The 12,757-nt window shown below is 70.5% G+C and carries 8 protein-coding genes; 5 read left to right on the top strand and 3 right to left on the bottom strand.

Features of this window, described 5'->3' with window-relative positions; all coding sequences use genetic code 11:
* The first annotated feature begins 21 nt into the window (after positions 1–21).
* Positions 22–1,587: a phospholipid carrier-dependent glycosyltransferase gene (locus tag DFR72_RS43075; RefSeq protein WP_245983991.1), complete on the top strand. Its 1,566-nt coding sequence runs from the start codon at positions 22–24 to the stop codon at positions 1,585–1,587.
* A 154-nt stretch (positions 1,588–1,741) separates the two neighbouring features.
* Positions 1,742–3,547, top strand: a complete 1,806-nt coding sequence (locus DFR72_RS43070; RefSeq protein WP_090073760.1) for a trypsin-like serine protease — start codon at positions 1,742–1,744, stop codon at positions 3,545–3,547.
* A gap of 68 nt (positions 3,548–3,615) precedes the next feature.
* On the opposite strand, the gene DFR72_RS43065 is transcribed toward DFR72_RS43070, so the two are convergent.
* Together DFR72_RS43065 and DFR72_RS43060 are read right to left on the bottom strand one after the other, a co-directional pair.
* Positions 3,616–5,148, bottom strand: coding sequence for a S8 family serine peptidase (locus DFR72_RS43065; RefSeq protein WP_090073763.1), 1,533 nt, complete (start codon positions 5,146–5,148; stop codon positions 3,616–3,618).
* A 21-nt stretch (positions 5,149–5,169) separates the two neighbouring features.
* On the bottom strand, positions 5,170–6,732 hold the full coding sequence (locus DFR72_RS43060) for a S8 family peptidase (RefSeq protein ID WP_090073766.1): 1,563 nt from the start codon (positions 6,730–6,732) through the stop codon (positions 5,170–5,172).
* 133 nt (positions 6,733–6,865) lie between these two features.
* Here DFR72_RS43060 and DFR72_RS43055 point away from each other — a divergent pair, with 133 nt between their 5' ends.
* Complete coding sequence (locus tag DFR72_RS43055; protein WP_245983977.1) at positions 6,866–9,763, top strand: ATP-binding protein; 2,898 nt, start codon at positions 6,866–6,868, stop codon at positions 9,761–9,763.
* A gap of 174 nt (positions 9,764–9,937) precedes the next feature.
* Here the strand turns inward: DFR72_RS43055 and DFR72_RS43050 are convergent, their stop codons facing one another.
* Positions 9,938–10,255 carry a bifunctional 3-phenylpropionate/cinnamic acid dioxygenase ferredoxin subunit gene (locus tag DFR72_RS43050; RefSeq protein ID WP_090073771.1) on the bottom strand — a complete coding sequence of 106 codons (318 nt, stop codon included), beginning with the start codon at positions 10,253–10,255 and terminating at the stop codon, positions 9,938–9,940.
* A gap of 179 nt (positions 10,256–10,434) precedes the next feature.
* On the opposite strand from DFR72_RS43050, the gene DFR72_RS43045 reads away from it, so the two are divergent.
* Together DFR72_RS43045 and glyA are read left to right on the top strand one after the other, a co-directional pair.
* Positions 10,435–11,217 carry an IclR family transcriptional regulator gene (locus DFR72_RS43045; RefSeq protein WP_090073773.1) on the top strand — a complete coding sequence of 261 codons (783 nt, stop codon included), beginning with the start codon at positions 10,435–10,437 and terminating at the stop codon, positions 11,215–11,217.
* A 179-nt stretch (positions 11,218–11,396) separates the two neighbouring features.
* Entirely contained in the window at positions 11,397–12,686 is a 1,290-nt protein-coding gene (glyA, locus tag DFR72_RS43040; protein ID WP_281273469.1) for a serine hydroxymethyltransferase, read from the top strand.
* Positions 12,687–12,757 lie beyond the last annotated feature (71 nt).

Genomic DNA, 12,757 nt, shown 5'->3' with positions numbered 1-12,757 from the left:
CCGTGAGAGGACCAAGCGGTCTTGTCGCTCGCCACGATCCAGCGCCCTGTCGAGGCGCTGCCGCCACCGGTGCCGGTGAGAGCACCGCGGCGCCGGCTGTTCGCGCTGGCCGCGGCCGTGCTGCTGGCGCAGATGGCGATCGCGATGGTCACCACGGCGGTCACGCAGACGCCGACCGTCGACGAACCCGTCTACATCGGCGCGACGGTCGTCCAGCTGCAGCAGCACAGCCTCCGGTACAACCCCGAGCACCCGCCGCTGGGCAAGCTGATCATGGCGACCGGACTCGCGTTCGCCGACGTCCACCTCGACCCCGGCTTCCAGGGCGACCAGACCGAACTGGGCCGGCACGTGCTCTACGAGTCGGGCAACGACCCCGGCGCACTGCTGCTGGCGGCGCGGCTGCCGATGATCGTGCTGACGCTGCTGTTCGGGGTGGTCGTCCTCCTGTTCGCCCGCGACGTCACGAACACGTCCGGCGGGCTCGTCGCGCTCGCGCTGTACACGTTCTCGCCGGACCTCATCGCCCACGGATCCTTGGCCACACTGGACGTTCCGGCGGCCGGGTTCCTGCTCACCTCGGCCTGGCTGTTGTGGCGTGCGCGCACCGACCCCGGGCTCTACCTGCCGCTCGCCGGACTGGCCCTCGGCGCGGCCCTGGCGACCAAGATGAACACCCTGGCCGCGGTCCCGGTGCTGCTGTTCCTGGCCTTCTGGCACGCACGCGTCAAAGCCGTGCTCGTCATGGTGCTGGTCGCCGTCGCGGTGGTGTGGGCGTCGTACCTGGCCGTGGACCCGTTGCTGCGCTGGGAGACCCCGCCCGGCCTGCCGGGTGCGCCGGTCGGCCTGCTGCCGTTCCCCGAGCCCTACCTCGACGGCATGCGCGTCCAACTGGGGTTCGAGAACCGCGTCTGGGGCGGCTACCTGTTCGGCACGCACTACGAGGGCTCACACTGGTACTACCTGCCGGCCGCGCTGCTGGTGAAGACACCGCTGGGAGCCCTGCTGCTCTGGGCGGCCGGAGCCGTCGCGATGGTCGAACGCCCGGCGGCCGCCTACGTCCTCGCCCCCGCCGCCGTCCTGCTGCTCGTCGCGATGACCGGCAACCGCGACCTCGGCGTCCGGTACGCGATCTTCGTGCCCATGTTCCTCGCGGTCGCCGCCGCGGTGGTCGCGCACCGCCGTTACGCCGCACTCGCGGTCGTGGCGGTCGCCGCCAGTTCACTGTGGACGTTCCCCTACTACCTGCCTTACTCCAACGAGATCTTCGGCGGCCCGTCCAAGACCCACCTGCACCTGCACGACTCGAACGTCGACTGGGGCCAGGACCTCGGCAGGCTGGCCGAGCGGCTGAAGCGGTACTCCGGCGAGCGGAAGTGGCTCGTCTACAAGGGCTCCGGCGTGCCCGAGCACTACGGCATCAGCGCCGCCGACCCGCGCGAGGTGCCGCCGGACCAGGTGCAGGGGCTGCTCGTCGTGTCCAACACGGCCATCGCCAAGGCCGACGACGTGCTGCGAGCGCTCATCGACACGAGCACCCCGATCGACGTCGTGGGGCACTCCATCACGATCTTCCGCCGCCCATAGGGCACGGCCTGTGCCGAGGTCTGGAGAAAGTTCCGTACCCCTACGGATGCGAACCCTGATTGTTCCGCACGTGCGCGGCTCCGACAGTGATCGCAGCGAACGGCCGCCGTCCCTGCCCTGAGGAGGCCGTTCCGAGATCCGGAGAGGAACCAACGTGACGAGAACACCACGGTCCTGGGGCCTGCTGGCCCTGGTCGCGGCCACGGTGCTGACGCCGGTCAGCATCGCGAACGCCGCACCGCCGAACGCCCCTGCGGCGAACTACCTGGGGGACACCGTCCCCGCCAACCTCGGTGACGCCTCGCCCATGTTCGTCGGCGGGCAGAACGCCACCGTGAGCGAGTTCCCCGGCATCATCGCGGGCATCCGCGCCGGTGGCACCCGGCCGGAGGGCCAGACCTGCTCCGGCACGGTCGTGGCGCCGCGCAAGATCCTGATCGCGGCGCACTGCGCGGACGCCCAGGGGGAGAAGAGGTTCGTCTACGGGCTCGACGACCTCAAGGACTTCAAGGGCGGCTCCGGCACCGGTTTCGCCGTGAACGTCGTCAGCTACAAGAAGCACCCGAAGTACGTCAACTTCGACCAGGGGTACGACGTCGCCGTCGTGACCGTGGACCGCGACATCGCGTTGAAGGGCGGTGCCGCGTACCCGAAGTTCGCCACCTCCGCGGACGCCGGTGGTGCCGCGCCGGGCAAGACCGGCCTCGGTTTCGGCTACGGCAAGAAGGACTTCAACGACAGCTCGGCCGACGTCACCCTCGACAAGGCGAGCCTGCCGGTCGTCAACGGCGACAGCGTCTGCCAGGGCGTCGGCGCGGGCTTCAAGTCGGCGACCATGATCTGCGCCGGGTACTCCGACGGCCGGACCACGATCCTGCCCGGTGACAGCGGTGGCCCGCTGATCTTCGACGGCAAGATCTACGGCGTCGCGTCGTGGAGCCGGTCGGACTTCAAGTGGTACTCGATCTACGGCCGTCTCGACAACGAGATGGGCGACTGGGTCAAGACCGAGGTCGGCGAGCAGCCCCCGGTCGGTGACTTCGGGCTGACCGTCGCGCCGGGCAGCGGTTCGGTGGCGGTCGGCAAGACGGTGTCCGCGGGCATCACCACCACGGCCGGTTCGGGTGGCGCTGAGAACGCCACGCTGTCCGCCTCCGGTCTGCCCAGCGGCGTGAAGGCGGTCTTCCAGCCGGCGTCGGTGACCACCGGCAACTCGGCCAAGGTCACGTTCGAGGCGAGCACCACGGCGCCGAACGGCACCTACGAGATCACCGTCGGCGGCACCACATCGAGCGGTAAGACGGCGTCCGGCAAGTACTCGCTGACCGTCACCGGTGGCGGCGACCCGCAGCCGGGCGACTTCACGCTGGGAGCCTCGCCGAGCGGTGTGAAGGCGGCCAAGGGCAAGTACGTCTCCACGACCATCTCCTCCAACGGCGACGGCCAGACGATCAGCCTGTCGGCGTCGGGCGTCCCGAGCGGCGTGAAGGCCACGTTCCAGCCGGCCTCGGTGGGTGCGGGCAGTTCGTCCAAGCTGACGCTGGACGTCTCCAGCAGCGCGACCGCCGGTACGTCCACCATCACGGTGACGGGCACGGACGCGGGCGGGAAGACCGCCACCACGACGGTGTCGCTCACGGTCGAGGGCAGCGAACCGCCGACCGGTGAGGTCACGGTGACCGCGTCGCCGTCGTCCGCCACCGTCAAGCAGGGGCTGCTCGGCCAGACCGTGGTGAAGGCCAGTGGTGGCACCGGAAACCTGACGCTGACCGCGTCCGGTGTGCCCACCGGCGCGCAGCTGTCGTTCAACCCGGCCACGATCGGCCAGTACGGCAGCAGCAACGTCTGGATCTTCACCAACTTCTCCACCCCCGCCGGCACCTACCCGATCACCGTCAAGGCCACCTCGGCCGACGGGAAGACCGGCACGACCACGTTCACGCTGACCGTCACCCGCTAGACCCCGCAAGGGGAACGGGAAGCGCCCCGGAGCACTGCTCCGGGGCGCTTCTCGTTGCCGCACGACGATCAGACCGTCAGGGTCCAGGTGTCGATGTTGCCGACGTCGTAGGTGTAGACGTCCTTCACCTGCAGTTTCCAGGTGCCGTTGCGCGTCTCCGAGGACAGGTCGACGGTGTAGGTCTCGTGGACCCCCGCCGACGACGAAGCGCCGCCCGCCTTCTTGAGCACGTAGGACTTGCCGGACGGGCTGACCAGGTCGATGGCCAGATCGCCGGTGTAGGTGTGGTTGACGTCGACCTTGACGGTTGCCGAGGCCGTGGAGTTGCCGGTGCAGCCCGAGATCGTCACCGACGACGAGACGGCGGTACCGGTGTCCGGAATGGACACGTCGTCACCGTTCGTGCCGGGACCGCACACCGGGTCGGGACCGCCGCCGATGAAACCGCTGTACAGCAGCTTGTTCGGCGAACCGGTACCGGGGTTGGTGACCTTGCCGTCGGTGGCGCCGTTCACCAGGGCGTCGCGCAGGGCCTGTGGGCTCGCGGACGGGTTGGCCGACAGGTACAGGGCCGCGACACCCGCGACGTGCGGGGTGGCCATGGACGTGCCGGACATGGTGGTGGCGCCGCCGTTCAGCCCCAGCGAGGTGATGCCGTCACCGGGGGCGAAGATGTCCGTGCACGAGCCGTAGTTCGAGAACGAGGCGCGTGCGTCGTTGGACGAGGTCGCGTTCACCGTGATCAGCGACGCGATCTTGGCGGGGCCGGTGGAGCAGGCGTTCGCCGAGCTGTTGCCCGACGCGACGGCCATCTGCACGCCGGAGGCGACCATGCCGGCGATGGCGTCGTTGCCGATGTCGGCGGTGTCGAAGGTCCAGGAAGCGTTGACCACGGCGGGTTTCTGCGCGTTCGCCGTGATCCACTCGATGGCCTTCACGCCGGCCGAGTCCGGACCGCTGCTCCCGCAGCTCGTGCCGAGCATGCGGACCGAGACCAGCTTGGCCTTCTTCGCCACGCCGTAGGTCTTCGACCCGACCGTGCCGGCCACGTGCGTGCCGTGACCGGAGCAGTCCTGACCGTTCTGACCGTCCTCGATGAAGTCGGCGCCCACGGACGCGCGCCCCTCGAAGTCGGCGATCGATGTCTTCACGCCCGTGTCGGTGATGTAGACCGTCACGTTCGACGCGCCACCGCTGGGGTAGGTGAACTTCTTGTCCAGCGGCAGGTTCGCCTGGTCCACGCGGTCCAGGCCCCACGTCGGGTTCGTCTGCACGTCCAGCGCCTTCGCGGTGCCGTCCTGGTAGACGGCCTTGACGGCGGGGTCGGCAGCCAGTTTGCGCGCCGCGGCCTCGGTCAGGTTCTTGACCTGGAAGCCGCGCATGGCGTGGGAGAACACGGCGTCGAGGGTGCCGCCGTACTTCTGGGTGAGAGCGCTCGACGACGCCTGGACGGCGGCACCGGGCTTGAGGGACACGATGAAGCTGCCGCCGGCCGCGGGGTTGCGGGCCTTGACGAAGTCGGCCTCAGCCGCCTGCGCCGGAGTTGCCAGCAGGGCGGAGGCGACGAACAGAACGGCGAGCCCGCAGGTGGTGCGGTGCATGGGAAGTCCTTCCGGGCGTCGTCAGAACGTCAGGGTCCAGGTGTCGATGTTCCCGGCGTCGTAGGTCCAGACGTCGGTCACCTGCAACTTCCACGTGCCGTCGCGGTTCTCCGCGGAGGCGTCGACCGTGAAGGTCTCGTGCACACCGGCGGACGAGGTGGCGCCCTTGGCCTTCTTGAGGCTGTAGGTCGCGCCGGACGGACCGACCAGGTCGATGGCCAGGTCAGCGGTGTAGGGGTGGTTGATGTCGACCTTGACCTGGGTGGTGGCCGAGGCCTTGCCGGTGCAGCCGGTGACGTTCACGGGCGACGTGACAGCGGTGTTGGTGTCCGGAATGGACACGTCGTCACCGTTGGTCGCCGCGGCACACGGCTCGGGGTCCGGGCCACCGCCGCCGATGAAGCTGATGTTGAGCAGCTTGTTCGGCGAGCCCTGGAGGTCGGTGATCTTGCCGGTCGTGGCGTTGTTCACCAGCGCGTCGCGAACCTGGGCAGGGGTTGCGGACGGGTTCGCGGACACGTACAGCGCGGCGGCACCGACGACGTGCGGGGTGGCCATCGAGGTGCCGCCCATGGACGTGGTGCCGCCGCCGTTCTTGGTCGACGTGATGTTCGAGCCGGGCCCGAAGAGGTCGACGCAGGAGCCCCAGTTCGAGGCCTGCCCGCCGGTGTAGATCGACCGCTTGTCGGCCGAGTCGCTGGCCGCCACGGTGATGCCCTCCGGCACGCGGGCGGGGGAGGTGTTGCAGGCGTTGCCGTTGTTGTTGCCCGCAGCGAGGCCGAACGTCACGCCCGCCGCGATCGCGCGCTTCACCGCGTTGTCCACAGTGGAGTCCGCGCCGCCGCCGAGGCTCATGTTCGCCACGGCGGGCTTCTTCGCGTTCTGGGCCACCCAGTCGATGCCCTTGATGATCTGCGAGTACTGGCCGTTGCCGGAGCAGTCGAGCACGCGGACCGCGACCAGGTTGACCTTCTTCGCCACGCCGTACGTCTTCGACCCGACCGTGCCGGCGACGTGCGTGCCGTGGCCCTGGCAGTCCGAGGCGTCCGGGTCGTTGTCGATGAAGTCGTAGCCGTCCTTTGCCCGGCCCTCGAACTCGGTGTGCGCCTTGTAGATCCCGGTGTCCAGGACGTACGCGGTCACGTTCGGCGCGGTGTTCGGGTAGGTGTACTTCGCGTCGACGGGCAGGTTCGCCTGGTCGATCCGGTCCAGCCCCCAGGTCGGGTTGGTCTGGGTGTCGGAGATGCTCGCCCAGCCGTCCTGCTGCACGTAGGCCACCGACGGGTCGGTCGCGAGCCGCCGCGCCGCCGCCTCGTCCAGCTTCACGGCGAAGCCGCGCACCGACGCGACGTAGGTGTTGCTGACCTTGCCGCCGTGCTTGCGGGCGAGGTCGAGCGCCTTGGCGTTGGTGGTCGGGACGTCGCTGGCACCGTCCTTGAAGACGACGATGTAGCTGCCCGCGACGGGCTTGTCGCTCTTCTGGATCGAGCCCGTCTGAGCGGAAACAGGGCTGCTCACCGCCGCCGCGACGGCCAGGCCGATGCCGGCGGCCGCGAGCACGCGTGTCGTGCGATCGAGTCGCATCTCGGGTTCTCCGTTCTGGCCGCCACTGCAGGGATGGGCGGCACGTGCCGATCACCATCGATCGAGGCCGAACGGCGAACAATCCGGATATCTCTACGTAGGGATACCCGTCTTTCGCCTAACATCGGTGCGGATGAGCCGGACACCGAAGTCCAGGGCGCGGCGCTGCGACCCCGGCGGACTGATGCGCACCAGCTCGCCGGTGCTGGTGGGCCGGGGTGACCAGCTCGGCGCGCTGCGGGCGGCCGTGCCGAACCAGCCCGCGGTGGTCATGATCGAGGGCGAGGCGGGCGTCGGGAAGTCGCGCCTGGTGCGGGAGTTGCTGGACGCCGATCTCGGGCCGCTCTCCGTCCTCATGGGCCACTGCCAGCCGGTGGGGGAGCCGTTCCCGTACGGCGCGGTGCTGGAGGCGTTGCGCGACTGCACGGATCGCCTGGCGCGCAACCACTCGCGGCTGAGCCCGGTGTCGGGTGTGCTCGGTTCACTGTTGCCGGAACTCGCCGGGTACCTCCCCGCGCCCCTGCCTCCGACCGGCGATCCGCGCGCGGACCGCCATCGGTTGTTCCGCGCGATGCGCGAGCTGATCGGCGTGCTCGGGCCGGTGCTGCTCGTCGTCGAGGACCTGCACTGGGCCGACGACGGCTCCCGGCAGCTGCTGCGGTTCCTGATGGGCGATCCGCCGGCCAATCTGTCCATCGTGGTCACCTACCGGCGCGAGGACGTGCCCGGCGGTGTGCCGCTCGGCTCGGCGTACCGGCCGCCCACCGGCATCACCAGCGCGTTGCTCGAGCTCGAACCGCTCGACGTGGCCGAGGTGCGGGCGCTGACGTCCGCGATCCTCGACGGTGAGGCGGTGTCGGCGGAGTTCGCGGCGAAGCTGCACGAACGCACGGCGGGCATCCCGTTCGTGGTCGAGGAGACGTTGCGGGCGTTGCGGAATCCCGCCGGTGCCGTGCACGCGGACGGCGCCACGGCCCGCAGGCTGCTCGACAACGTGGACGTTCCCGTCCTGCTGCGCGACGCCATCGCCGAACGCCTGGCCGCGCTGCCCGCCGCCGCGACCCGGCTGGTCGAGGCCGCGGCGGTGCTGGGCGCACCCGCGTCCGTCGAACTGCTCGGTGAGGTGGCCGAGATCGGTGAGAGCCGTGCTGCCCTGACGCACGCGCTGACGGGCCACGTCCTGCACGAGGTCGACGCACGGCGCTACGGCTTCCGGCACGCGCTGGCCCAGCAGGCCGTCTACGACACCTTGAGCGGACCGGACCGCCAGGAGCTGCACCGTCGCGCCGTCGAGGTGCTCGACCGGGTCGAACCCCGCCCGCTCGTGCAGCTCGCCGAGCACAGCGAACGCGCCGGGCGCACGTCCGAGTGGCTGCGCTACGGCGAGGCCGCCGCGGACAGGGCGGTCGAGAACGGCGACGCGGGCACCGCCACCGCCCTGCTGCAACGGCTGTTGCGCGACCCGGCCGTGCCCGTGGCCGACGTCGACCGGCTCGCGATCAAGCTCGGTCAGGTCGCCCACCAGGGCCTCGACCAGTTGGACCCGACCGAGGCGCTGGAGCGCCTGCTGTCGGACCGGCGCCTGTCGACCGCCGCGCGCGGGCAGGTCCGGCACTACCGGGGTGTGCTGCTGATCCGCCAGGCCGGCGGGATCGAGGAGGCCCGTTCCGAGCTCGAACGGGCCGTCGCCGACCTGACCGAGCTGCCGGAGCTGGCCGCACGGGGAGAAGCCGTGCTGGGGCTGTCCTACCTGGGCATGACTCCGATGAGCGAGGTCCAGCCCTGGCTCGACCGCGTCAGCCGGGCCCGCGCCGCCGAGACCGACCTCGAGCAGAAGATGGCGTTGTACGCCAACGAGGTCGGTTCCAAGATGCACACGGGCGACCCGTCGGTGCTGGCCGAGTGGGACTTCCGGCCGGCGTCCACCTCCGGCGAACTGCGCCAGCTCGCCCGCGCCCACTGCAACCTCGCCGACGCCATGACCACGACCGGCCATTTCAGCCGGTGCGCCGACCTGCTGCGCGACGGGCTGCGGTTCGCCGCCGAGTGCGGTGCCCCGTTCACCGCGAGCACCGCCCACGCGACGAGGACCCGCCTCGACTGGATGACCGGCAACTGGGACGGCCTGGCCGACCGGGCCTTGAGCCTGCTCGACGAGTACCGCGACCTGTTCCCGCTGGCCAGCGAGCTGTGCCTGGTCCTCGGCTCGCTGGCGATGGCGCGGGGGGAGTGGGCGGAGGCGACCAGCTACCTCACCGAGACCGGCGCGTTCGCCCCGGAGGAGTCGATCACGCCGGTCGCCGTCGCGGGCTGCGCGGCGCTCGCTCGCACGATGCTGGCCCAGGACGAGATCACCCGCGCCTGCGTGGACGTCGACCGCGGCCTCGCGATCGTGCGCACGAAGGGCGTGTGGGTGTGGGCGACCGAACTCGGCCCCGTCGCCGTGGCCACGTTCCTCGCGGCCGGGCGGGAGACCGACGCCGAGACGCTCATCGAGCAGATCGCGGCGGGGATCGAGGGCAGGGACGCCCCGATGGCGTTCGCCGCCCTGGCCTGGTGCCGCGGCCTGCTCGCCGAGGCCCGCGGCCGGTTCGACACCGCGATCTCGCTGCTCCGCGAGGCGGGGGACCGGTACTCGGCACTGCCCGCGCCCTACCCGGCCGCGCTGGTCGCCGAACGCGAAGCCGCCTGCCTGCTGCCGTCCGACCACGAGAAGGCGGCCGAGCTCCTCTCGGCCCTGGTGGACACGTTCGACGGCCTGGGCGCCACCCGCGACGCGGCCCGCTGCCGGCACCAGCTGCGCAGCATCGGCGGCGGCAAACCGTCGCGGCGCGGCAGGCGCGGCTACGGCGACGAACTGTCGCCGCGCGAGCAGGAGGTCGCCCGGCTGCTGGTCGCCGGCCACACCAACCGCAAGATCGCCGACGTGCTGTTCCTGTCACCGCGCACCGTCGAGCAGCACGCGGCACGGGTGCTGCGCAAGCTCGGGGTGTCGTCGCGGGCCGAGCTGCAGGCCGAGGACCTGGCCTAGGTGCGTGTCCCGTAAGTCTCGTTCGCGATAGTCGCGGTCGAGGGCCCCGGAGGCGGCACCGCCGCAACACCCGAATACGCCCGGTATGAGGGCGCCGGGGCGGCACCGCCTCCGGGTCTCTCGACCGTGACTCTCATCGAACGGACTTACGGGACACGCCCTAGAAAGCCGTTGTCACGCCACGGCTTCGCGGCCACCGGTGTCCACGTAGACCACGCCGTCCCGCACCACGACCGGATACGTGCGCACGGCCTTCTTGGCGGGCAGGCACGTCGGCATGCCGGTGCGGAGGTCGAAGAGGGCGGCGTGCAGCGGGCATTCCACGAAACACCCCTCCAGCCAGCCCTCGGACAGCGACGCGTCCTGGTGGCTGCAGGTGTCGTCGATCGCGTAGAACTCGCCGTCCGCGTTGAAGACCGCGATCGCCGGCTTGCCGTCGATCCGCATGGACTCGCCCGGTGGCAGGTCGTCGACGGCGCATGCGGTGATCATCAGAAACCCTCCGTTGCGTATTACGGAACTGGGTGTGCGATACGCAACAGGAGGATGACGGAGGCGCTCGCGACGCGTCAAGGGTCCAAAGTCACGCACCTGTGCACGTCGCTCTCTCGGGGCAACGCCCTGCTGTTCATCCGCAACACAGCGTTGCGCCAATCGGATACCGTTGCGTGATGAGCAACAACGGGGAGGCGCGCGACCCGGCGCTGGTGCAATCGGTCGACCGGGCGGTGGCGGTGCTCGAGTTGCTGGCCCGCAACGGGGAAGCGGGGATCACCGAGATCGCCGCCGAGCTCGGCGTGCACAAGTCCTCCGCGTCCAGACTCGTCTACACGCTCCAGGCCCGTGAGCTCGTGGAGCAGGAAGGCGAGCGCGGCCCGTTCCGGATCGGCATCGGCATGCTCCGCTTCGCCGGCGCGGTGAGCGGCCAGCTCGACTACGTCCGGGTGGGCGGTCCGGTCTGCTCGGCGCTGGCGGACCGGCTCGGCGAGACCGTCAACATCGCGATCCTCGACAGCGACGTGGCCCTCAACGTGAGCCAGGCGCGGGGGAGTTCGGCGGTGGCCGCGCAGAACTGGATCGGCCAGCGCACGCCGTTGCACGCCACGTCGAGCGGCAAGGTCCTGCTCGCCGCCGCGCCACCGGCCGAGCAGGAGCGCCTGCTCTCCGGCGACCTGGAGTCCTGCGCCCCGGGCACGATCACCGACCCCGTGAAGCTGCGCTGCGTGCTGCGCCGCACCGCCGAGGACGGGTTCGCCACCTGCATGGAGGAACTGGAGGCCGGACTGCACGCGGTCGCCGTGCCCGTGTTCGGCTCTCGTGGCGACGTGGTGGCGGCGATCAGCGCTGCTGGACCCGCCTACCGGCTCTCGCAGAAGCGCATGCCCGAGATCGTCGAGGAGCTGCGGGTCGCGTCGCGGGACCTCTCCGTCCGCATGGGGCATCCCGTGCTGTGAAAGACCTTCGGGACAAGAGCCCTCGGCCACGGCCGGGGGCTCTTTCAGTTTTTTGGATGCCTCCGTCCGTGCGACATGGGGTTGACAACGGCTCGTGCGGGTCGCACCGTGATGCGGCTGCAGTTGCATAATGCGAACTTGGTTGCGTATTACGGAACTTGCTCGGAAGGGTTGGCCCGTTGTCGCTCTCCGTTCCCACCACCACGGTTCTGGACCAGGACCTCGACGAACTCGACCCGGAGGTCGCCGCCGGGATCCGCGCCGAGCTGCACCGCCAGCGGTCGACGCTGGAGATGATCGCCTCCGAGAACTTCGCGCCGGTCGCGGTGCTGCAGGCGCAGGGGTCGGTGCTGACCAACAAGTACGCGGAGGGCTACCCAGGCCGCCGCTACTACGGCGGCTGCGAGCACGTCGACGTCATCGAGGCGCTGGCGATCGAGCGGGTGAAGGCGTTGTTCGGCGCCGAGCACGCGAACGTCCAGCCGCACTCCGGCGCGCAGGCCAACGCCGCGGCGATGGCGGCGGTGCTGCAGCCCGGCGACACGATCATGGGTCTCGACCTCGCGCACGGCGGCCACCTGACGCACGGCATGCGGATCAACTTCTCCGGCCGGCTCTACGACGTCGTCGCCTACCACGTGGACCGGGAGTCCGGGCGCGTGGACATGGCCGAGGTCGAACGGCTCGCGCTGGAGTCGCGGCCCAAGCTGATCATCGCGGGCTGGTCCGCCCACTCCCGGCAGCTCGACTTCGCCGAGTTCCGCCGCATCGCCGACCTCGCCGGCGCCAGGCTCATGGTGGACATGGCGCACTTCGCCGGTCTCGTCGCGGCCGGCCTGCACCCGAACCCCGTGCCGTTCGCCGACATCGTCACCACCACGACGCACAAGACGCTCGGTGGTCCGCGCGGCGGTGTCGTCCTCTGCCGGCGGGAGCTGGCCAAGAAGATCGACTCCGCGGTGTTCCCCGGCCAGCAGGGCGGGCCGCTGCAACACGTCATCGCGGCCAAGGCCGTCGCGTTCAAGCTCGCGGCGGGCAGTGAGTTCCGCGAACGCCAGGAGCGCGTCCTCGAAGGCGCGAGCATCCTCGCCGAACGCCTCATGCGGCCCGACTGCGCCGAAGCCGGTGTGAAGGTGCTCTCCGGCGGCACCGACGTGCACCTCGTGCTCGTGGACCTCGTCGAGTCCGAACTGGACGGCAAGCAGGCCGAGGACCGGTTGCACCGCATCGGGATCACCGTCAACCGCAACGCCGTCCCGTTCGACCCGCGCCCGCCGATGGTCACGTCCGGCCTGCGGATCGGCACCCCCGCGCTCGCCGCCCGGGGCTTCGGCGCCGACGACTTCGCCGAGGTCGCGGACATCATCGCGACTGCTCTGCATCCGTCCTCCGACGAGGACGACCTGTCCGCTCGCGTCGCACACCTGGCCGCGAAGCACCCCCTCTACCGTTACCTGAGGTGTGAGTGAATGTGAGTCCACTGTGTTCAGGCAGCCGGCGCCTTGCGGCGTCGGCGTTGGCCCGCCGGGGCGGGTCTTCC

Source organism: Lentzea flaviverrucosa (assembly GCF_003350445.1).
In the GTDB taxonomy this organism is placed as follows: domain Bacteria; phylum Actinomycetota; class Actinomycetes; order Mycobacteriales; family Pseudonocardiaceae; genus Lentzea; species Lentzea californiensis.
The sequence above is the reverse complement of the archived record's forward strand: the minus strand, read 5'-3'. Positions and strand labels throughout refer to the sequence as shown.